The sequence below is a fragment of the Mesorhizobium norvegicum genome (assembly GCF_004919685.1).
Classification (GTDB): domain Bacteria; phylum Pseudomonadota; class Alphaproteobacteria; order Rhizobiales; family Rhizobiaceae; genus Mesorhizobium; species Mesorhizobium norvegicum.
On record NZ_SMYZ01000134.1, the window covers coordinates 1 to 21,588 of the forward strand.

Consider the following 21,588-nt stretch of genomic DNA (forward strand, 5'->3'; position numbering starts at 1 on the left):
CATCGCATAGCTCCCGCTGGGGCGGGAGAACGGTAATCTCTCTCAAGCACCAGCGCCCGTGCGATAGCTGATGACAGAGTTACTTAATCACCTAAACAGGATGCCGTCTATTAACTATGACGTATTGAATGATTAATATTCAATTATAAAAATTTTGAAATTTACTTGGCGAGAACAGTACGATTCCGACATCTCTTCATCGAGTATTGGTACAAAACCGACAATGTTGAACCGACCGGAGGCAACAGGCTCTGTGCCCGTTCATCAATTCCCCGAACCAGTCTCTCCCAGAAGCCTGACATATTCAGCTTCCGGCTCCCCATACCCGCCGCTGGCCAGCGCAATCAGTCCAGGACGGTCCAGTATGATGACCTCACCCCGGCGCGACCGGATCAGAGCAAGACCTTCCAACTCTTGGAGGGCGATGGTAACGCCTGGCCGTCTTACGCCCAGCATCGTGGCGAGGAACTCGTGGGTAATGGAAAACCGCGCGCCCACCACGCGGTCGTCGCACATCAGCAACCACCGGGCCAGTCGGTTCGCCAACCTCAGCCGCGCGTTGACAAGCGCGGTACACCCGGTCTGAATCTGTAGAGAATTGACGAAGCGCAACAGGAACAATCGCAACGTGGGACTGGTCGCTAAGGCCGCATTGAAGCTGCCTGCGTCAATGCGCATTGCTTCGCCTTCGAGTTGTACGAAGCAGGCTTGCGGTGCGCGGTCGTCGCCCATCACCAGCGAATACCCAGCCATCCCCTCATAGCCGATAAAGCCGATCTCCGCCTCGCGTCCACTGGGCGTACGCGCGACGACCGACGCAATTCCGCGCTCGATGAAATAAACGGCTTCAATCGGCATGTCGGGCGTCACAAGGGGCATTCTCAGCGGCAGGGCTACTCGGTGCAAACCCGGCTCGAGCAGCGCAAGGTCGTCGTCGGTCATCCTCCGCAACAGTTCATTTCGGAACGGGTTGTCGAAAGCCAGTGCCTGGCCGGTGACAGTCGATTTTGGGATTTCGTAGTTCAATGTGCAGCTCCCGCAGGGGCGGGAGCACGATCGACACTCTCAAGCGCCAGCGCCCGTTAAAGTGGCCAGCGACAGATGAACTGTACGCTTTCGACAATCCGATAGCGAGTCATTCCGTGCCGGGTTGCTATTCGGAATCTTTTCCCTGGAGGGGGCGTGGCGACGAATTGGCGGCGTGTTCCACCGCATTCGCTTGAGGGAAGCGCGATGCTCCGCCGCCACCCGAACCAACTGTCTCGGCAGGGGTTGGTTCCGTGAGTGCTGGCTCGACCGCCCACAAGGCAGGCCTCTGTACCGATGAGGTTGGGGGATCGACCTCGCCAAGCCATTCGTCGTAGCTGAAGCTCATAGCGGCAAGCAGTTCCGCGGGCTTGTCCATGCCGCCTTGAAAAAGCTCCATGACACGGCACCCGAGACGTTCCCTGGCCGGGTGGCCCGCGCCAATGCCGGCCTGACGGCAATAGTCATCGAGCACTTTGGCCAAGCTCGAAAGGTGATCTGAATCCGCTGACCCGTTGAAGATCATCGCGCTTCTCCCATTGTTGGGGCGAAAGCGCGATCTGCTCTTTCAAGCGCCAGCGCCCATCCAACGGCCAGCGACAAACGGACTGTACGCTTCCGACAATTGGTTAGCGAGTCCCGCGAACTGTTCGGAAGCGTACCAAGCAACTCGCGCAATTGTTCGGCCGACGGCAACTCGCTAGCTTCGCGGCGCGACGGACCTCAGGTGCCGCCTTGGCCGACACGGGACCCGGCCCCCCGCGCAACCTGACCCCACGTGGGCCATCGGTGAAGGTGCCTCGGTCGCCGCATGATGCGAACGAGGACGATGATGCCCAGAGACAGATTTGCTTGATGCCAAGAGACAGATTCGAGTGCCTGCAGGAAGCGCCCGGCAGCTGGGTGGTGTGGGACCACACGGGCGGCGCTCCGGCAAGGCTCGGCGGCGCCGAGCTGCGAGGCCAGGACAAGCACCGGGCCGAGGTCGCGCGCGACATCCTCAGGCGAATCTTTCGAACCGGCCGGGATGTCGACGCCGCGAAGAGCGACCCTTCGGAGGCGTAAGGCGCACCACACTTCTAGCTGAGGGTGGAATAGCTAGTCGGAGCCTTTCATAAGGACGCTCTGACTTGCTCCAGGGACCGCACCTGGCGTCCATCGGCAAAATTGTCGGGAGATAGCCAAGTCAGGAAGGCGCCGCCGGCGGCGACCCATTCTCGCGCCAGGAGGGAATACATGCAGATGTCGCAGGGGCGCCCTTTCAGGGTGAGGCCCTCACGCATTATGCCTTCGAAGACGAAGCCCAGCCGATCGGCCGCCCGCCTGGATTTCGTGTTGGCTGTGGTGCAGGTCCATTCCAGGCGACGGTAGCCTAGTTCATCGAAGACGTGCCGCATGATGAGGAAGAGCGACTCGCTGGCCGCGATCGTCCTCTGCAGAACGGGCGCGAAAAGGACATAGCCCAGTTCAATCACCCGATGCGCCGGTCTCGCCTCCATCAGACAAAGCCAGCCGACAGGCCCTGCGGCCGTTCGTAGCGTCAGGAATGTGCGCGATTGGTCGCTGAGCAGGTCGCGGACATGCGCGCGAAAGGACTCAACCCCATCGAAGGGTCCCACTTTCATCTCCGCCCAGATCTCATCGCGTTCGCCGGCATGGGTTAGCCGGAAGATATCGTCGGCATCCTCACTGCAGAGCGGCACGAGGCTTATATGGCTTCCGGTCAAATTTATTGGTCGAGGTAGGCTGGCACTGCCCGCTGCTTTCGACAGCTCCTTCCATCTTTCTTGCCGAGCCATGTTGCCTCCCAGGAATGCGGTCGGAGGAATGAATGGCCGGTGCAGCCGGGCTATGTAGGGGGGCCACACCGGCCATTGCGGGTTTGGACTTGGGTTATGGCCCCCGCGTCGAGAAATCCACAGATACATTAGCAATCACGCAAATAAGACTGAAGTCCCTATGTGGCCGTAGGGGAATCGTGCATAGGGCCGGCGCCAAGCGGGTTCGTCGCGTCTCGAGATGAAAAAAAACCCCGCCGGCCGGAGCCTGACGGGGGCATTTGATTGGTACGGATCGAATGGGAGACGATCCGGGGGAAGAACGCAAAGGCGGCGCAAAGGTTCCAGAACGGTTCTGGTGCTAAAATGCGTCGCGGGAATGCTCTGTGGCGGCGTCAGCCTGACGGGCCTATCGGGCCCGACGACGGGATTGTCTGCGCCGTCACGGCCGACAGCTTCTGCCGTTTGACCAGCACCGGCTTTTCATAGGTCTTCTTCATGGCTTGCCCCTCCGTAGAGTTCGATTGCGGCAGCGTCGTCGCCGGCCGCGCTCTTGTCAAGCCGAAGCGGTCAAGGCCGGCCAGCCGGCCAACGGCGAAAACCTGCCTCAGTTCCTATCGGCCGGCTTTGAGCGCATGCGCGAAACCGTCTCGCGCTCGGCGCGCTTGGAGCGCAGCGGCGGCAGGCCGCGGTCGATCAGGTCCATGTCTTCCAGCACCATGTCGCCCATGCGCTTGAAGGCGATGTCGAGCGCGCCGGCGCGGTGGGCCGAGCGCAGGAAGCCGGGCAGCGCGCGCACGGGATGGTCCGACGCCAGCGGCTCCTCTGGGAAGACGTCGCTGGCGGCGACGATATGGCCGCTCTTGACCGCCGCCATCAGTGCCGGGAAATCGACGACGCCGGCGCGGCTGAGCAGGATGAAGGCCGCGCCCTTGCGCATGCTGGCAAAGGCCTCGGCGCCGAGAAATCCCTGGTTCTCAGAGGTCACCGAGGCGACAACGAAGACGAAGTCGCTGGTCGACAGCACCTCATCCAGCGATGCCGGCTCGACGCCATTGTCGATAAGGATCGACGGCGGCAGCCAGGGATCGAAGACTTTGGTGCGGGTGCGGAAGCCCGACAGCAGCCGGTTCAGCGCGCGGCCGAGATCGCCGAAGCCGATGATGCCGACATCGGCGCCGGACAGAAGCCGCGCCGTCAGGTTGCCGTCGCCGCCCCACAATTCCCTGCCTTGTCGGAAGGCGAGGTCGGCATCGACGATGTTGCGGGCGAGGTTGAGCGCCATGGCAAGGCCAAGCTCGGCCACCGGTTCGGCAAACACAAGGCCGGTGGTGACGACATGGATGCCGCGCGCGAACAGCGTCTCGTAAGGCATGTTGTTGATGAGGTTGGTCTCGACGTTGAAGACGCAGCGCAGCGCCTTCATCTGGTCGAGCGTTTCCGGCGATATAGGCGGCTGGCCGACAATGTAGCGGGCTTGCGCCAGCAGATCGGCCGGCAGTTTTGCCACGCCGTCGGCGGTGGTCTCGACGATGCGGTATTTCGCCTTGAGGCGCGCCAGCTGCGGTGGCGTGAAGATCAGATCGAGCGTGCGTGGTTCCGGCGCGCTGATGACCAGCGGCAAATCCTTGTTTGACATGATGATTCCTCCCGGTACGATCCGGATCGCGTTTTCTTGGGGATAAATTACCTCCGATTAAACGATTTACAACCAGGAAAAATCGATTTACTCATTTCTCCGGCGGACGAGAAGTGCTGACGTCCGCGCCTCGGGAGGAGGACCAATGGCGCATAGGCAGGCCCAGCAGCGGCGTCCGTCGATCCACGACGTGGCAAGCCGCGCCGGCGTGTCCGCCGCCACCGTCTCCAAGGTCATGGCGGGCGTCACCACGGTGAAGCCCGAAAATGCACAGCGCGTCTTCGATGCCGTCGAGCTGTTGGGCTACCGTGTCGATCCGCTGGCCTCCGACATGCGCAGGGCCAAGCGCCGCATCATCGGCGCCATCATGCCCGAGTTCGAAAGCGAGTTCTTCGGCCAGATGGTCACGCAGCTCGAGAGCCTGGCCGAGCAGCGCGGCTACACGCTGGTGGCGGCGTCGAGCCGCGAATCCGAAGCGCGTGAAACGGAAATCCTTGCCCGCATGCATGACTGGCGGGTGGCCGGCGTGGTGCTGGCACCGGTGCGCAACGAGCATGGCCCGGCGGCCGCATTCATGAAGGCCAACGGCATGACCGGCGTGCTGATCGACCGCGTTCTGTCCGACGACGCCTTCGACACGGTGTCGGCCGACAGCGCGGCGGCAAGTGCCGAAGTGGCGCGCGAACTGATCGGCAAGGGCCACCGCCACATCCTTGTCGTCGGCCTTGGCGAACAGGCGGCGACGGTACGCGCCCGCCTCGATGGCTTCCGCAGCACCGCGCTCAAGCTGGCGCCGGACGTCCGCATCGACGTTGTGCTTGCCGAAACCGATGTCGAGCCGCTCAGGGCGCAGCTGCGCGACTATTTTGGACAGGGCGCCAATGGGGGCGAACGGCCGACGGCGGTCTATTCGCTGTTCCTCAAGGGCACGCTGGTGGCGCTGTCCGAATTCCGCCGGCGCGGCTGGCACTGCCCCAACGACATTTCGCTGGTCGGCTTCGACGATGCCGAATGGATGCAGGTGACATGGCCGGCCATCGCCGCCGTGGTGCAGCCGATGCGCCAGATCGCCGGCCACGCGATGGAGGCCTTGTTTGCCAGGATCGAAGGCGGGGAGGGGCCGCCGATCGCTCGGCTCGAGCCTTGCAAGGTTTTGATGCGGGAATCCGTTGGCTCGCCAGGCAACGGCCCGCATTCCGGGGGCGGAGACCGACAATAGCCCCCATTGTCGAAGACGGAAGGCAAACGCTGCACCTGGCCTCGGCTCGCGGCACATGACATCAACCGGAGGAGAAATGAAATGACATCGTTCGCTCTGAAAATAAATCGATTTACTTTGGCTTTTGGCGTCGCAATGGCGTTTTCGGCGATCAGTGCGGCCAAGGCCGACGACGCCGAATACGGTGTGCTGATGAAGACGCTGGCCAACCCGTTCTGGGGTGCGATGAGCCAGGGCGTCGAGGCCGGCGCCAAGGGAGCCGGCGTCAAGATCTTCGAGCAGGCGGCCGAGAGCGACCAGGCGGCCGAGCCGCAGCTCAACCTGTGCAACACCATGCTTGAGCGCAAGCCGGCGGCGATGATCACCGCGGCCATCAACTCGACCAATCTGTTGCCGTGCCTGAAGGCTGCACAGGAGGCCGGCGTCAAGATCGTCGATCTCGACAACAATCTCGACCAGGCGGTGCTCGACAAGGAAGGCATCAAGGTCACCTTCCATATCGGCTCCGACAATGGCGCCGCCGGCGCGCAAGGCGCCGACTACCTCGTCTCCAAGCTCGGCAAGGACGCCAAGGGTCCGGTGCTGGTGATCGAGGGCCTGTCCGGCAACATCACCGGCGAGAAGCGCGCCAAGGGCTTTGCCGACAAGCTCAAGGAATTGGCGCCGGGGCTGGAGATCGTCGCCTCACTGCCCGGCGACTGGGATCGCGGCAAGGCGGCCTCGATCGCCACCGACACGCTGACGGCGCATCCGGATCTGGTCGCCATCTTCTGCGCCAATGACGGCATGGCGCTGGGCGCGGTCGAATCCGTTTACGCCGCCGGCAAGGGGCCGCAAGTGACGATCATCGGCGTCGACGGCAATTCGGATGCGGTGAAGTCGATCAAGGACGGCCGCCTCAATGCCTCGGTGGCACAGCTGCCCTACCTCGTCGGCAAGCAGGCGGTCGAAAACGTCAAGAAGGCGCTGGCCGGCGACAAGGTCGAGGACAGCATCGCGGTGCCGACGCTGGTGCTGACCAAGGACGTGCTCGACGCCGGCAAGGAGCCGATGCTGGAGTACGTGAAGTAGGGAATAGGCAGTAGGGATTAGGCAGTAGGGCAGAGGGCAGTAGGGCAGTAGGTGAATAGGGATCAACTCCGAGGGCGGAACGTGCCCTGATTCCCTACTGCCTAATCCTACTGCCTACTGCCCTCTTAAAGGTGCAACCAAATGTCATTCTGGTCCCGGGTTCAGCGCGCATCCGTCGAGCGGCTGCATATAAGGCTGGAATCGCTGCTGGTGCTGGTGGCGCTCAGCGCCGTCATGGCGGTGCTGTCGCCCTACTTCCTGTCGCTCAGCAACTTCCTCAACATCCTGCTCGCCACGTCGACGATCGGCGTGCTGGCGATTGCCGCCACCTTCGTCATCGGCTCGGGCGGGCTCGACCTGTCGCTCGGCTCGGTGATGGGGCTGGCCGGTGTCGCCGGCGCCTTCGTCGCGGTCAATCTCGGCTGGCCGTCGGTGTTCGCGGTCTGCGCCTGCATCATCGCCGGCGGCCTTGCTGGCTACATCAACGGCCAGCTCGTCACCCGTGCCTTCGTGCCGGCCTTCATCGTCACGCTCGGCATGCTGGGTCTGGCGCGCGGGCTGGCGCTGGTCATCTCGCAGGGCAGGGCGATCTACGGCCTGCCGCCCGAGATCGTCTATATCGGCCAGGGTCGCCCGTTCGGCGTTCCGATGCCGGTCATCCTCCTGGTGCTGACGGCCATCGTCGCGCACTGCCTGCTCGCCTACACGCGCTTTGGCCGCCACACGCTGGCGCTTGGGGACAGCGAGGGCGCGGCGCGCGCCGCCGGCATCCGCGTCGAGCATCATCGCCGCATCATCTACACGCTGTCGGGCGCACTTGCCGGTCTGGCCGGCCTGCTGTTCACCGCCCGCGTCAACGCCGGCGATCCGACCGCCGGCATCAACTATGAGCTCACCGCCATCACCGCGGCAATCATCGGCGGCACCAATTTGTTCGGTGGCCGCGCCTCGATCCTCGGCACCATGATCGGCGCGTTGATCATGGGCGTGCTGCAGAACGGGCTGACGCTGCTCGCCGTGCAATCCTACTACCAGCAGATGGCGATCGGCGCGGTGCTGATCCTGGCCGTCTTCATCGACCAGTACCAGGTCAGGAAGGAGTCACGCGTATGACCCTTCTCACCCTGCAAGGCATCCGCAAGAGTTTCGGCGCCGTCGACGTGCTGCATGGCGTCGACCTCTCGGTCGAGGCAGGCGAAGTGATCGGCCTCGTCGGCGACAATGGCGCCGGCAAGTCGACGCTGATGAAGACCATCACCGGCATCTACCGAGCCGATGCCGGCTCGATCGAACTTGGCGGCCGGGACATCCTGCCGCTCGATCCCGGCCAGCGGCGCGAGCTCGGCATCGAGATGATCTACCAGGACCTGTCGCTGGCCAAACAGCAGGACGTGGCCGCCAACATCTTCCTCGGCCGCGAGCCGACCAAAAAACTGTTCGGGCTCATTCCGGGCTTTGTCGACAAGGCGGAGATGGACCGGCAAGCAGCAAAGATGATTGAGCGGCTGGGCGCGCATCTGCCGTCGATCAACCGGTCGGTCGGTTCGTTCTCCGGCGGCCAGCAGCAGACAGTGGCGATTGCCCGGGCGCTGACCTTCAACCCGAAGCTGGTGATCATGGACGAGCCGACGGCAGCCCTTGCCGTGCGCGAGGTGCAGAGCGTGCTCGACCTCATCCGCCGACTGAAGTCGGAGGGCATCGCCGTCATCCTCATCTCGCACAGGCTGAACGACGTGCTGGCGGTCACCGACCGCATCGTCGTGCTGCGCCACGGCCGCGCCGAGGCCAACCTGGTCACAGCCAAAACCAACATGAACGAAGTCGTCGGCCGCATCGTCGGCGGCGGCGACACCAGCGCCGCGGCGGCGCACGAACAGAGAGGCTAGAGCTGATGAATGTTTTTGGATTGCACACGTTCGCCATTGCCCCGGTCTGGGACCTCGACCTGATCGAGCCGCAGATGGAGCGGCTGAAGGGGCTGGGCATCGGCCTGCTGGAGATCCCGCTGCTGCGCCCCGAGGAGATCGACACTCCGCGCACACGCGCCTTTGCCGAGCGTTGGAATGTCGAGCTTATTCCATCGCTTGGCCTGCCTGCTTCACTCGACGTGGTGGCGCGGTCGGACGAGGCGCTGGCCTTTCTCGAACCGGCCTTCGCCGTCTGCGAGGCGGTCGGCAGTGCGGCACTGGGCGGCGTCACCTACGGCACGATCGGCAAGACCACGGGCCGTGCGCCGACGGCAGAGGAAATCGACGGCATGTGCAGGTTCCTGGTCCGCGCGGCCAAGGCGGCCAAGGCGCATGGGCTGAAGCTCGGCATCGAGCCCTGTAACCGCTACGAGACGCATCTGATCAATCGCGGCATCGACGCTGCCAGGATCATCGAGCGCGTCGGCGCCGACAACATCTTCATCCATCTCGACACCTACCACATGCATATCGAGGAGGAGAGTTTTGAGGCCGGCTTCCGCGCCGCCGCACCCTATCTCGGCTACGTCCATGTCTCCGAAGCCAATCGCGGCGTGCCGGGGCGCGGCATGCTCAACTGGGGGGCCTGCATGAAGGCGATATCAGACATCGGCTACAGCGGCGCCATCACGCTGGAAAGCATGAACCATGTCGATGTCGACATCGCCGGCGGGCTCGCCGTATGGCGGCCGGTGGCCGACAATCCGGACGACGTCATCGGCGTCGGTCTGCCGTTCCTGCGCGAGGAGGCGCGCAAGGCAGGGCTGACGCTGGGGTGAGGTGCCTTTTCCGGTGGGGTGTCGCCGCGAAGTTGTGAAGCCGCCCATGGCACAATTGACACCAGGCAGCGAATTGGCTCTTCCGGCGCCGTATCGAACGGGGAGCGCTATCCATGAAGAAGTACGAGAAGCCCACCTGGCAGAAGCGTGAACGGCTTTCAGCCGTCGCGGCCCAGTCCAGTCCGTCGTCAGGTTCGCCGTCGCCGCCCTGAGCGGTCTGATACATTCGCCGGTGGGCGATAACTCAAAGGCGCGATTGGTTGATCGCGCCTTTTGCTTTTGCTGAGCTAGCCCCGAGGCCTCGACGCTCCCCTTCTCCGCAGGGAGGGGAGAAGGGAAGACGCCGTCGCCCTCGATGGCGGGAGGGTGGGGGCCCTCACGCCATGCCGGGCGCCCGCCGTTGTCCCCGCATCTTGCGGCCGATGATCATCAGTCGGCGCACCGTGTTGTTGCGCAGGCGCCGTACGCGCCATTCCAGCCCGGTTTCGGCGGTGATCGACTTGGCATAGTAGCTCACACGCATGCCGTCCTCATCGCAAGCCACCTTGACCGGGTCGTCATAGAAGGCGTTGATCTTGTCAGTCGCCATGCCTGGTGTTTCCAGCCAGCGCGGAATGTGAACCGAATGGAGCTGGTCGACATCGGTCATCACCCGCCCGATGCCGACGCCCGGCGTCGGACACGTCGTGCAGAAAGCGTCGCCGATGAAGACGACCCCGTCGCGGCGATGGCCTTGCGTCGTGCTCAGGCTGATCTGCCTGACCTCGACAGGACTTGCGACTGCGAAGTTGCCGCATTGCGCTGCGATCTCGGGCATCAGCTCGCAAAGCATCCTTTGCGGATTCTGGCGAAACGCTCGCGTCCACGGCTCGGCCACTTGCCGGTAGAGGAACATGTTCGCCCGCATCTTGTTGCCGAGGGGAAAGATGCTGATGTAGGCGATACGGTCCGCGGCCCGCTTGCCGTAGCAGGTGAGAGACTCATAGCCGAATTCACGCGGAGAGATGGCGAGGTCGAATCCCATCGACAGCGAATGCGCCTTCGATTGCTCGATGCGCTCGACCCCGACGGCGCGCCGCAGCGCTTCGCTGGAGCCGGTGGCCACCACCAGCAAGCGGGCATTGATGACGGTGCCGTCGGCCAGCACAAGCCGCTGCCGGTCCGGCCCGGTCGTGACCTCGGCTACCTTGCCAACCGTCAGCGGCACTTGTGGCGGCAGGGCGTCGCGCAGGCCATTGATCAGCGCGCCATAGGAAAATGTGAATTCCGACTTCTTCTCATGCGCGAACAGCTGGCCGAGGCGGAAGACATGGGTGTCGGTTGTCGAGGTGACGAGACGCTTGACTGTCGCATCGAGGCCGAGCTTTTCGAACAGCAGCATCTGATCCATACCGATCTTCTCGGCCCGGAACTCGTCGTGATGGACGCGGTGCGGATCGATCAGCGCCACCTTGCGCCCGGCTTGTCCCAACACCGTTGCCAAGGTGGTGCCGGCCATTCCCGCGCCGATGATCGCTACTTCGACTTCGGTTTGGCCAGCCTCTGCTGTACTCATTTCGCTGCCCTTTCTGGTGCAACATCCAGATCTACAATCTGCGGTAGAAAATATCTTCCGGACCCAAATCAACCTCAAGCAACCGGAGCGCGTGTCTGGTAGTAACCAATGTTTAGGTTAATCGCGGACCCGTCGTTTCCAGCGCGGTGCGATCGCCGAGCCATCGATGAACTCAAAACCGCCTGCCTCGTTGAGTGTGTGCAGTTTACGCCCACTCCATAGCGCACCTGGATTTAAGATGGTTTCAACGACCTGCTCCATGCCGATCAAATCAAGGTGAGAAATGCGTGCAATGCCGAGAGCCGCGCCATAGCTCCTGCGGCAGTCCTGCACCGGGCGCAGCAGGTCATTGCCGCGCTTGACCATGCGGCCGGCCGGCCGCGCCGAGGCGATGTCGATCAGCACGGGATTGTTCGGATGCGGTGTCCAGGGGCCGCGAAAATCCGGCGCCGACCACAGATGCAGCGCGTCGGAGAAGGCACCGCCGCCGTCCCGGACGGTGGCGAACAGCCACCAGGCGCCGCCGTGTTCGACCAGGGTGGCGTCGCTGGCGATGACGCCGGACAGAAGCGTCGCCTCCTTTACCCATCCGCCGGGAAAGGCGGTGGCCCGGTAGAGATCGACCGTGCCGTTGGCGCAGCTTTCCGGCACCATCCAGACCTCGCCGTCGCGCTCGAAGACGAAGGGGTAGGAGAGATGGTATGGCAGGTCGAGCACCGGCTCAGGGCGGCCGAGCGGGCCTGCCGGGCCGAAGGGTACGGCGGAGATGATGGCCCGGCCCAGCCCGTGAATATAGTCCTCGACGAACAGGGTTAGCTGGCCTTGGTGAACGATCGGGAACGGGTCGGCGTAGAAGCGGCTGCCGTCGTCGGGCAACTCTTGCCAGCCCGATGCCGGATGCGCGCGCAGATCGAACAGATCGCGGCCCTTGGTCTGCCGCCAGCCGACCTTCCAGTGCGGCGCGTTGTAGCAAAGATGGTAGATCTTCTGGACGATCCGCCGCGCCAGCGCCTTGCCGGCTCTGACACCTAGCTTGCCGGCCGAGGGCATTGGCGGCGGGCCACCTGCATGCGCCGGCTCGGGCAGATCAGGCACCGATTTTGCCGCGCCTGTCATGGCAGCTATGATCAGGCTTGCCGTGCGCGCCAGCATGTCCTGGAAGGACGCGAGCGCGATGCCGCCATATTCGGTTCCCAGGCGTCCGGCGGCAATCGCAACACCGTTCTCTTCGATGCGGGCAAGCGGTGTGCGGCCGGCGAGGATCAAGGCCAGCAAGGCCGCTTCGCCGCTGGTGCCATCATAGGTGACGCGCCAGACCCGCGTGCCTTCCAGCCTGACATCGCCGCAGAGGTCGATCACCAGGTCGGGCGAAGCGGGGGACTGCGTCCGGTAGGGAGCGAGCGTGGAAAGCGGCACACGCTTGCCCAGCCCATCATGGGACAGGCCGTGTATCGCCGTTTCGAGTTGAAACAGGGCCGCGGCGCTGCGCGGGATGCCGCCGCCCGCGGGCCTGATGTCGACGGACAGCTCGACATCGCCAAGCGCGGCGAGACGTTCCAGCAACGCGACATGGAAGGCACGCACGAAGCCGCCGTCAAGGCGCAGGCTTATCCGCATGTCGGAGACCCGAAAAGGCGGTATCCGGCCTTGCCGGTCCGGTCAAATTGTAGCCCCATCCGCATACGTCTCCGCTCACTGTGCACCCAGCACCTCGGTATGTATATTTTTAAGCAAACTGCGTGCCAAAATTCACATGACTTCTCAACATAATTAACAATCTTTTAACAGTTGGAGGAATAGCTAGGTTAGTGCCGCAATCTGATCTTGCCGGCATATGGGGTATTGTCGGAGGCAGCCATGCAATCATCTCTGCCCATGGTTCCTCAGCAACACGCTCCAGATGCGGGACAAGCGGGATCATACGCGGCCTCGACGGTCGAACTGGGCGATCTGAAGCGCATCCTGGTGCGCCGCCGGTTCTGGATCTTCGGCACCGTCGCGCTGCTGACGTTGGTCACCTTGCTCTACGGTCTTTTCACGCCCGCGCTCTACAGCTCGGCGGCAGAAATCCTCATCGATCCGCAGGACCTGCAGGTGGTCACCAACGACGTCAATCCCAGCCGTATCTCACCCGACGGCGGCATCACGCAGGTCGAGAGCCAGGTCAGCGTGGTTCAGTCGACCGGCGTGCTGATGCGCGCGATCGCGGCGACCAACCTGACGCAGGATCCGGAATTCAACGGGCAGGGTTTGCTGTCGCGCCTGCTCGGTTCAGGATCGGCCGAAGGCGACAGGTCGGCGCAGACGCTCGACGCGCTGCGCCGACGCCTGGCGGTGAAGCGGGCCGACAAGGTCCTGGTCCTCGACGTCATCGTCACCGCCAAGAGCGCCGACAAGGCCGCCCTTCTGGCCAATGCGATCGCCCAGGCCTATCTGGTCGACCAGGCCAGCGCGCGGGCGCAAATGGCCAAGGACGCTTCCGAGTCCATCACCGCGCGGCTGGACGAACAACGCAAACGCGTCCAGCAAGCCGAGAATGCCGTCGAGGCCTACAAGTCGGCCAACAACATGGTGATGGCGGCAGGCAATCTGGTCAGCGACCAGGAACTGACCGAAATCAACACGCAGCTTTCCGCGGCGCAGAGCCGCACAGCAGCGCTGAAGGCGCAGGTCGACCAGATGCGCCGGCAGAGCGGCACGGCGGACGCAACCTCGGAAGCCATGCGCTCGGCGGTGATCTCGAGCCTGCGGGCACAGGAGGCGACGCTGGTCGACCAGGTCTCGCAGCTCGGCACGGAGCTGGGGCCGCGTCATCCCTCGTTGATCGCAGCCCAGCAGCAGCTGCGTGACACGCGCCAGCTGATCGCGCGCGAACTCGGCCGCATCGCCACCGCCACCGAGACCGACTACGAACGGGCGCTGGCCAATCAGCAGGCGCTGGAAGCCAAGGTCGCGGGCATGAAGAGCAAGTCGCTCGACACCGACCAGGCCTCCGTGCGGCTGCGCGAATTGCGGCGCGATCTCGAGGCGCTGCGCTCCGTCTATGCGAACTATCTCCAGCGTGCCCAGGAGACGCGCGAGCAGATCAATGTCGACAGCACCAATGCGCGCATCATCTCCAACGCCATGCCGGCCCTGAAGAAGAGCTGGCCGCCTTTGTCGCTGCTACTTGTCGGCGCGATCTTCGGCGGGCTGGGGCTCGGCACCGGCTTGGCGCTTATCGCCGAATATGCCTCGCCCACTGTGCTTTCCAGCGCCCAGATGCAATCGGCCATCGAGGCGCCGGTGCTGGGGGTGGTGCCGGCAAGGTCAGGCGCTGGCCGGCGCTGGTTTGGCGGGGCGCGCGCCGCCGCGGTCAGCCAGAAGACCGACGCCGTCGTCGGCCTTGCGCTGAGGCGCATGTTCAGTTCGGGCCAGCGGCCGCCGGACTGGCCGCTGGTGCCATCCATCCTGGTGACATCGTCGCCGGGCGAGGGCGCGCAACGCAGCCGGGTGGCACGGTTGTTGGCCAATGCCGCGGCGTCCAGGGGCAGCCGTGTGCTGTTCATCGATGCCAATGGCGGCGGCAGCCAGAAGGATCCGCAGCCGGGAATCCTCGACGTGCTGCGCGGCGAATACGCGTTTGAAGCCGTCAGCCACTACGCGGCCGGCAGCAACGTAGCGCTGCTGGGCAGGGGCCGCTCCAAGGCGGTCTTCCAGGAAGCCCATGGCATCTACTTTGCGCAGCACATGCTGGCCCAGGCCAGCCGGAGCTTCGAGCTCGTCGTCATCGACGGCGGCGCGCTGGCCGACAATCTCAATGCCTCGCCTCTGGTTGCCATGGTCGACGAGATCGTGCTCGTCGCCACGCTGAACGCCACGCCGATGCGCGACGTCACCGCGACGTCGCAGGCCGTCTCCGTCATGGGGCGGCTGCCGACAGGCGCCTTGCTGGTCGACGAGGCGGCCTGACATGGCCGCCCCTTGGGCCACCAGCTGGAGTGAAAGCGCTTCGAACTACGGTGCTGCCGCACCCCGCGCCGGCACGTCGGTCGATGCGCTGACGCGGTTCGGACTGATCGCGGCGGTGGCAGTGCTGTTCAGCGTCTCGGGCGGCATGCTGTGGCTGGTGGGCTACAATTACGACGGCCTGTTCGGCAACCCGGCGACCAAGATCCACCCGTCCACCTATCTCATCGTGCTGCTGCTTGCCTGGCGCTCCTGCACCTTCGGCAATCCGGTCGGCTATCTCGTCCATATCGCCGACAGGCGGCCGGCCAGCGCGCTGATGGCGGCCATATCGATCGTGCTGCTGTTCGTCGTCATCGCCAGGCAGCGTCCGGGCATGGCCGGCATGATCGATACGTTCGTGGCCGCCGCACTTGTGGTGCTGATGCTCAGCGAGGACGACGAACGGACGTTCGCCGGGCTGCAGACCGTCATTCACGTGGTCATGACGGCGAATGCGCTGCTTGCGCTTTTCGAGTTCGCCACCAAGACGCTTATTTTCCCCTATCGCCTCGACGGCGTGGCGTTTACCACCGATCTGCGCTCGAGCGCGCTGCAGGGGCATCCGCTTGCCAATGCCATGGTGACGTCGATCTATGTGCTTGCGCTGCTCTCGGGTGCCAGATCCCTGTCGATGCCTGTGCGGATAGGGCTGATCGGCCTGCAATGCGCGGCACTCGTCGCCTTCGGCGGCCGCACGGCGATGGTGACGACGGTGGTGCTCGGCGGCTGCTATCTGCTTTCTCAGGGCATCACCAAATTGCGCCTGGGACGCGTCAACCTGCTGGGTGCAGCACTTGGCTTCATGCTTGCCGCGCTGCTGCCGGTCGTCATCATCGTGGCGGCATATTATGGCTTCTTCGACGCACTGCTGGAGCGCTTCGTGTCGGACAGCGGCAGCGCCAATGCCCGCGTCGAGATGTTCGAGCTCTTCAAGTATCTGGAATGGCGCGATCTGATCGTTGGGCCGGATGTCGACCTGGTCGACAGCCTGCGCCGCATCAACGGTCTCGAACAGGGCATCGAGAACCCGATCATCCGCACCATCGTCTATCAGGGCGCCTTCTTCACCCTTTTGCTGACGTTTGGCTTCGTGCTGTTCCTGTTTGAGGTGGCGCGCCGCTGCCATGCCGGCATCTGGCTGCCGATGCTGGGCTGGATCATCCTGATCAACACCTCGGAAAGCGTCGCGTCGAAGACGACGCTGCTGACCAAGTTCGTGGTGGTGGTTCTGGTGCTCTACCGCCCGGCACGGGCGGTGTTGCGGCAAAGGCCGCAGCCGGGACAAACGTAGCGCTCTACGGCGGATGCCGAGATGGCGAGTGCCTATTCCGGCATAACCAGCCCAAGCGCCTCGATCATCGCCGGGTCCAGCGCCCGGGTGCTGTCGTCCATCATGCCCATGCCGTCGAAGAGATCCCAGAAGGCCCAGGGGAAGCCGAACGCCTCGGCGCTCTGCCTGACATCGGCGATATAGCGCGCGCGATCCGGGTTGGGGGCGGCGACATAGCGGGCGTCGGTGCGCAGCGCGCCGAACTCGCCCATGATGATGCGTTCCGGCGCAAGGCCGTGGCCGTCGGCCCAGGCGCGAGCCTCGGCAAGATATTTGTCGACAAACCAGCGGTCGGGCTTGGCGTCGAAATAGACCTTCAGCACGCGCTCGGTTTCGGCATAGGCGGCCTGCTTGGCCTCCTGCGAGGTTTCGGTATCCTGCGCCATGCGCGCCCTGACCGAGGCCAGCGTCTTTTCCAACGAACCGGCGGATGCCGGCCACGGCACATTGTTGAGCGATCGGTAGACCGGCTCGCGCATCCACGGCGCGCCCTGATGGCTGAACAGATAGGGCTCGTAGAAGTGGAAGGTGAACAGGATCGGCTCGAACGGCGCCAGCGGCGCCGGATCGAGCGCGGTCAGTCCGCTCACCATCGAGCCGCAACCGCCGGTGACGACCAGCGGCAGGGTCGCTGCCGAGGCCCTTGCGGCGGTCAGAAGTGAAAGCTGGATCTGCGACCAGACGTTCGACGCGCAGGCCTGCGCCGGTTCGTTGACCGGCTCGAGCGCCACCCTGCCGGGCTGGAAGCGTTCCAGCCTGCCGGCAAGCTCGCCGACCAGTGCGCGATAGAGATCGAAGGCGGGTGCCGCGGTGCTGGAGACCATGCGGTCGGGGTTCCAGTAGTGGGTGGCGCCATTGGCCTGGACGTTGACAATGATGCCGAGGCCGGCGTCGAGCGTGGCGGTGACGGCCTCGTCGAGCATGTCCAGCAACCGACCGCGCGTCTTGGCGTCGGCGGCCAGGAAAGGACCGGGATCGACGGGCAGACGGATGAAATCGAGCCCGGTCCTGCGCAGCCGACGGAGGTCGTCTGGGGTCGGCACCGGCCGCTGCGACTGGAAGGGCGGCCAGTCATAGTCGGTGCGGGGTGCCGGAAATTCGCGCGTCAGCGAGAACCAGGGCCAGGCGTTGACGCCGCGCCGAAACTGCGGCTCGGCGGCGCGGGCGGTTGGTGCGATCGGGAGCGAGCCAAGGGCCGCCGCCGTGGACAGCGCCGTCCGCAGCACCCGCCGGCGCGACCAGCCTGTCATGCGGTGCCGGCTGATGCGCGATTGGTTGCGATGGCTTCCGCGGCGGTCACGCCGAGCAAGCGGTAGGCTTCATTTTCATAGGCAAGCAGGACATCTTCCCAGCGGAAGGCCTCGCGGGCGCGCGCTCTGGCGGCAACGCCGCAGGTCCTGACCAGGTCATCATCGTCCAGCGCCTGCTGCATCCGCTCGGCGCAACTGTCCTTGTCGGTGAAGTAGATCGCCGCCGCCCCCGCGGTCCACCTGTTGTAGGGATTGTCGTGCGCGATCACCATGTTGCCGGCCGCCAGCGCCTCGACCAGCGACGGGTTGGTACCGCCCACTGTGTGGCCATGCAGATAGGCGCGGGCGTGGAAGCGCAGTGCCTTCACCGTTGCCTGGTCGTAAATGGCGCCCGGCAGGACCACCGAGCCGTTCGCCGCCTTGCGGATGGCGGCATGATAGGGGATGTCGTCGGACAGCGTTCCCAGCACCACCAGCTTCATGTCGCGCTTGGCGGAGCAAAAGGCTTCGACGATCGGCAGGATGTTGTTGTCGGGTTCGATGCGCGCGATCGAGATCAGATAGCGCCCGGGCTCGAGGCCGAGCGCCCGGACCGGCGCCTCCGGCGCCGATGTCACCGGATCGGCGCCATAGGCGATGGTGGCGATGGCGCTGCGCGGCCGGCGCGTCGCCAGATGGTCGGCGATGGCCGGATGATCGGCGACCAGCCGATGCGAGGCCCAGGCGCCGATCCATTCGTTGAGCCAGAACCAGGTGCGCGCGGCCATGCCCCATTTGGGGCGGCGCCACTCGATGCCGTCCATGTTGGTGAAAATCTTGCGCCGCTTCAGCCGGAGCCAGGCCAGGAAGACCGCGCCATTGTAGCCGAGCACCAGGCAGACGCCCGGCCGGCTGGCGGCGTCGCGGACGCATTGCCAGTCGAATTCCAAGGTCGCGCGCGGCCCCTTGGAGGCAACCTGGATGTGGATGAGCTCGATGCCGCGCCAGGTTTCGCTGCGCACCCGCTGGTCGATCCGCTCGACCTCATCCTGGCAATAGACGCCAACCTTCCAGCCTCGCCCGACAAGAAACAGCGCCAGTCTTTCGGCAAAGGTTTCAAAGCCGCCATGGGCCGCGGGGATGCCGCGTGTTCCCAGGATCAGAATGGCGGGCGTCTCTGGTTTCATGGCTGGTGGCACTTTCAGATGCATCTATATATTAGCTGTTGCTTAATTTTTAGGAAGCAGGTGGCAACTTCCGTGCCATCCGCCGATTTTCGGCGTACTGGCGGGTGATCATCGCGCGGGGTTGTAAAAAAACGGTGTTGAACCCGGTGGTTGTTTCATTCTCGGTCAACCCTTCTGTGCGTAGCTGTATCGAAACGAGGCATTGCCAGGGTCGTGCGGCCGATGGTCGGGCATATCGAACCGATAGCCGGGCATATCGAACCAGGCATGATTCTTGCGACAAGGATTCTGCACACCCTCGTCGAGCGCGATGGTAGCAGCACCTGGCGGGATACAAAGATGCGGATTGCCTGTGTTCATCAGGGCTATGAACTCTATGGTTCCGACCGCAGCTTCGCGGAGAGCGTTGCTGCGTTGCGCGCCGCGTTTCCGTCGGCCGACATCGAGGTGGTTTTGCCGCGCAGCGGGCCGATCGTGCAGATCCTGGAAGCGCATGCCAGCCGGATCGTCTTCGAACCGCTCTGGGTGCTGAGGCGCCAGGCCATAGCGCGCCTGGCGACGGTCGAGATGGCGCGATTGCCGCTTGCCGTGTTCAGGGCGTGGCGGCGCCTCAGGGAATGCGACCTCGTCTATGTCAACACCTCGATCGTGGCCGACTATGCGCTGGCCGCGCGCTTGCTGCCTCACAAGGCCGTCCTGCATATCCACGAGATCCCCGAAGGCGCCATGCGCAGGATACTCGTCGGCCTGATGCACTGGAGCCATGCGGATCTGATCTTCAACTCGCGCGCGACGCGCGCCGCTTTCGGCGATCCCAAGGCCGCGCGCACGCATGTCGTCTACAACGGTGTTGCCGGGCCGGCGGCGGTCGAACCGACGACCTATGACGGCAAGCGCCCGTTGCGCGTACTGCTGCTCGGCCGCATCAACCGGATCAAGGGGCAGGAGGTTCTGCTGGAGGCGATCGCCTCGATGCCGGCAGAACTCCAGTCGAGGATCGAGGTGCGGCTGGTCGGCGGCGCCTTCGAAAGCACCGAGCGCGAGCGTGCGCTGGCCGAACTGGTCGAGACGATGGGCCTCACCGGGCGCGTCAGCGTCTTGCCCTTCGTGCCTGACCCTTCGGAGCACTACCGCTGGGCCGACATCGTCGCCGTGCCGTCGCGGCGTCCGGAATCGCTCGGGCGCGTCGCCATCGAGGCGATGGCCTATGGCCGGCCGCCGCTGGTGTCGGCGATCGGCGGGCTGGTGGAAGTGGTCAGCGACGGCGAGACCGGCTGGCATGTTCCGCCCGGCGACGCAGCAGCCCTTGCCGCGAAATTACAGGAGATCATCCTGCAGCCTCAGGCTTGGCGCGGTTTTGTCGCTGCCGGGCGCGCGCGCTACGAGGCAATCTTCAGCGAGCCGGTCGCGGCCGCTGCGATCACGGCGATCGCCGCCGACAAGCTCAAGACGACCATGGCGCGGCCGGGCCGGGCGCGGGCTGCCCGCGAAGCGGAGACACGGCCGTGAAGTTTGCGTTCCCGAGCCATCTGGTTCGACGCCTCATGCTGATGATCGGCGGCGAGGCGATGCAGAGCGGCTTTCACTTTGCCCTCAACATCATGCTGTTGCATATGCTGTCGGCGCAAGGCTACGGCCTCTTCGCCATCGGCATGGTGATGGGCGGCGTCGGCCTGTCCTACATCAGATCGCTCACCGCCGTTCCCGCCAGCATCTGGATGAGCAAAAGCACCAACAGCGCCGGCGTCGATGCCTATGACGTGGCGTTTGGAACGGCAGCGCTGATCGTGGCGTTGCTGATGGCCGTCGGTACGGCTGTTCTGATGCATCTGCTTGGCGATCCAAGCGGAATTGCCGCCGGCTGCTTCGTCGGCGCCTGGTCGCTGCGCAGCCATATGCGCACGGCTTTCTTCGCGCGTCGCCAGCAGGTGGTCGTTTCCATCAGCGACGGCGCTTTTACAATCGCCGGCATCGTCCTGACCGGGCTGACGATCTGGAAGGTCCAGGATCCGCTGCAGACCGTCTTCTATGCACTTGCCGCGGCAAATGTGTTCGGCATTTTCGTCCTGGTCCGGCTGGCTCGGCGCACACTTCGCATCAGCTTCCGGATGCCGACGCGGCGACGCTATATCGGGCTCTGGCCCCAACTGCGCTGGTCGGCATTCAGCGCGACCACCACCAACATCCAGGGTCAATGTCTGGCGCTGCTGGTCGCGGGCATTGCCGGGCCTGCCGCCTACGCGCCGCTGGCGGCGGTCCTGGTGCTGTTTGCCCCGCTGCGCATCATCAGTCTTGCTTTCGTCAACATGACGCAGCCGGATCTTGCCAGGCTGATGCGGAACAACGAAACAGGCCGCGTCTGGGCGCAGGCGAAGATCTGGGCGCTCGTCATGGGGCTCGGCGGCCTGGTCTATGGATGCGCCATCATGTTCGTCCTGCCGATGATAAAATCCCAGGCCCTCCAGGACGCTTCGATCTGGTTCATCGGGATTTTCGTGATCGCGAATTTTGTCCCGATCATGCTCTATATCATGCCCCGCATCGTGCTTGAGATACTCGGCGATTTCCGGATCGTCGCGTTCACCACGCTGGGCGGTGCGGTCGTCGGGCTGGTGCTGATCGCGATCCTGCTGGCGATTGCGTCTCCGCCGTGGGCGCTGGTGGGTTCCGCCGTGTCCGAGATCTTCGTGCTCGCGGCATCATGGTATTTCGCGCATCACCGCATATGGAATCTCGAGCATCCGGATGAGGCGCGCGACAGCCGGTTGGGTTCGTGGCGGCGGGCGGTCACGTTCGCGACGGCAAAACGATAGGAGAA

At 64.3% G+C, this 21,588-nt stretch carries 19 protein-coding genes; 10 read left to right on the forward strand and 9 right to left on the reverse strand.

The features are described 5' to 3' along the window. Positions 1 to 264: 264 nt before the first annotated feature. Positions 265 to 942, reverse strand: coding sequence for a Crp/Fnr family transcriptional regulator (locus FCU66_RS37955; RefSeq protein ID WP_136621938.1), 678 nt, complete (start codon positions 940 to 942; stop codon positions 265 to 267). 211 nt (positions 943 to 1,153) lie between these two features. Then, positions 1,154 to 1,552, reverse strand: coding sequence for a hypothetical protein (locus FCU66_RS37960; protein WP_136621897.1), 399 nt, complete (start codon positions 1,550 to 1,552; stop codon positions 1,154 to 1,156). Between the two features lie 329 nt (positions 1,553 to 1,881). Here FCU66_RS37960 and FCU66_RS37965 point away from each other — a divergent pair, with 329 nt between their 5' ends. Continuing rightward, on the forward strand, positions 1,882 to 2,091 hold the full coding sequence (locus tag FCU66_RS37965; RefSeq protein ID WP_136621898.1) for a hypothetical protein: 210 nt from the start codon (positions 1,882 to 1,884) through the stop codon (positions 2,089 to 2,091). 47 nt (positions 2,092 to 2,138) lie between these two features. On the opposite strand, the gene FCU66_RS37970 is transcribed toward FCU66_RS37965, so the two are convergent. The 3 genes from FCU66_RS37970 to FCU66_RS37980 form a co-directional block, all read right to left on the reverse strand. After that, positions 2,139 to 2,954, reverse strand: coding sequence for a GNAT family N-acetyltransferase (locus FCU66_RS37970; RefSeq protein WP_136621899.1), 816 nt, complete (start codon positions 2,952 to 2,954; stop codon positions 2,139 to 2,141). Positions 2,955 to 3,199: 245 nt separating this feature from the next. Next, positions 3,200 to 3,304 carry a putative RiPP precursor gene (locus tag FCU66_RS37975; RefSeq protein ID WP_136621900.1) on the reverse strand — a complete coding sequence of 35 codons (105 nt, stop codon included), beginning with the start codon at positions 3,302 to 3,304 and terminating at the stop codon, positions 3,200 to 3,202. Positions 3,305 to 3,411: 107 nt separating this feature from the next. Next, positions 3,412 to 4,443: a hydroxyacid dehydrogenase gene (locus FCU66_RS37980; protein ID WP_136621901.1), complete on the reverse strand. Its 1,032-nt coding sequence runs from the start codon at positions 4,441 to 4,443 to the stop codon at positions 3,412 to 3,414. 145 nt (positions 4,444 to 4,588) lie between these two features. Here FCU66_RS37980 and FCU66_RS37985 point away from each other — a divergent pair, with 145 nt between their 5' ends. The 5 genes from FCU66_RS37985 (at position 4,589) to FCU66_RS38005 (ending at position 9,479) form a co-directional block, all read left to right on the forward strand. Beyond that, positions 4,589 to 5,662: a LacI family DNA-binding transcriptional regulator gene (locus FCU66_RS37985; protein ID WP_136621902.1), complete on the forward strand. Its 1,074-nt coding sequence runs from the start codon at positions 4,589 to 4,591 to the stop codon at positions 5,660 to 5,662. A gap of 81 nt (positions 5,663 to 5,743) precedes the next feature. Next, the gene (locus tag FCU66_RS37990) at positions 5,744 to 6,733 is read left to right on the forward strand and encodes a sugar ABC transporter substrate-binding protein (RefSeq protein ID WP_246094190.1); all 990 of its coding nucleotides are present in this window, start codon (positions 5,744 to 5,746) and stop codon (positions 6,731 to 6,733) included. 141 nt (positions 6,734 to 6,874) lie between these two features. Then, positions 6,875 to 7,846, forward strand: a complete 972-nt coding sequence (locus tag FCU66_RS37995) for an ABC transporter permease (protein WP_136621904.1) — start codon at positions 6,875 to 6,877, stop codon at positions 7,844 to 7,846. Then, the gene (locus FCU66_RS38000; protein ID WP_136621905.1) at positions 7,843 to 8,619 is read left to right on the forward strand and encodes an ATP-binding cassette domain-containing protein; all 777 of its coding nucleotides are present in this window, start codon (positions 7,843 to 7,845) and stop codon (positions 8,617 to 8,619) included. Before FCU66_RS37995 ends, FCU66_RS38000 begins: the two co-directional genes overlap by 4 nt. A 5-nt stretch (positions 8,620 to 8,624) precedes the next feature. Continuing rightward, complete coding sequence (locus FCU66_RS38005; protein WP_136621906.1) at positions 8,625 to 9,479, forward strand: sugar phosphate isomerase/epimerase family protein; 855 nt, start codon at positions 8,625 to 8,627, stop codon at positions 9,477 to 9,479. Positions 9,480 to 9,855: 376 nt separating this feature from the next. Here the strand turns inward: FCU66_RS38005 and FCU66_RS38010 are convergent, their stop codons facing one another. Both FCU66_RS38010 and FCU66_RS38015 read right to left on the reverse strand, forming a co-directional pair. Further along, entirely contained in the window at positions 9,856 to 11,034 is a 1,179-nt protein-coding gene (locus FCU66_RS38010; RefSeq protein WP_136621907.1) for an FAD-dependent oxidoreductase, read from the reverse strand. Positions 11,035 to 11,151: 117 nt separating this feature from the next. Beyond that, positions 11,152 to 12,651: a glucosamine inositolphosphorylceramide transferase family protein gene (locus FCU66_RS38015; RefSeq protein WP_136621908.1), complete on the reverse strand. Its 1,500-nt coding sequence runs from the start codon at positions 12,649 to 12,651 to the stop codon at positions 11,152 to 11,154. Positions 12,652 to 12,891: 240 nt separating this feature from the next. Here FCU66_RS38015 and FCU66_RS38020 point away from each other — a divergent pair, with 240 nt between their 5' ends. Next, entirely contained in the window at positions 12,892 to 14,985 is a 2,094-nt protein-coding gene (locus FCU66_RS38020) for a GumC family protein (protein WP_136621909.1), read from the forward strand. Position 14,986: 1 nt separating this feature from the next. Continuing rightward, positions 14,987 to 16,315 carry a VpsF family polysaccharide biosynthesis protein gene (locus tag FCU66_RS38025; RefSeq protein ID WP_136621910.1) on the forward strand — a complete coding sequence of 443 codons (1,329 nt, stop codon included), beginning with the start codon at positions 14,987 to 14,989 and terminating at the stop codon, positions 16,313 to 16,315. Positions 16,316 to 16,347: 32 nt separating this feature from the next. On the opposite strand, the gene FCU66_RS38030 is transcribed toward FCU66_RS38025, so the two are convergent. Beyond that, entirely contained in the window at positions 16,348 to 17,604 is a 1,257-nt protein-coding gene (locus FCU66_RS38030; protein WP_136621911.1) for a glycoside hydrolase family 5 protein, read from the reverse strand. Next, a complete protein-coding gene (locus FCU66_RS38035) occupies positions 17,601 to 18,770 on the reverse strand; it encodes a DUF1972 domain-containing protein (protein WP_168992166.1) in 1,170 nt (389 codons plus the stop codon). The genes FCU66_RS38030 and FCU66_RS38035 overlap by 4 nt, the downstream gene beginning before the upstream one ends. Positions 18,771 to 19,109: 339 nt before the next feature. On the opposite strand from FCU66_RS38035, the gene FCU66_RS38040 reads away from it, so the two are divergent. Further along, positions 19,110 to 20,279 carry a glycosyltransferase gene (locus tag FCU66_RS38040; RefSeq protein ID WP_136621913.1) on the forward strand — a complete coding sequence of 390 codons (1,170 nt, stop codon included), beginning with the start codon at positions 19,110 to 19,112 and terminating at the stop codon, positions 20,277 to 20,279. Next, complete coding sequence (locus tag FCU66_RS38045) at positions 20,276 to 21,583, forward strand: polysaccharide biosynthesis protein (RefSeq protein ID WP_136621914.1); 1,308 nt, start codon at positions 20,276 to 20,278, stop codon at positions 21,581 to 21,583. Before FCU66_RS38040 ends, FCU66_RS38045 begins: the two co-directional genes overlap by 4 nt. The last annotated feature ends 5 nt before the right edge of the window (positions 21,584 to 21,588 follow it).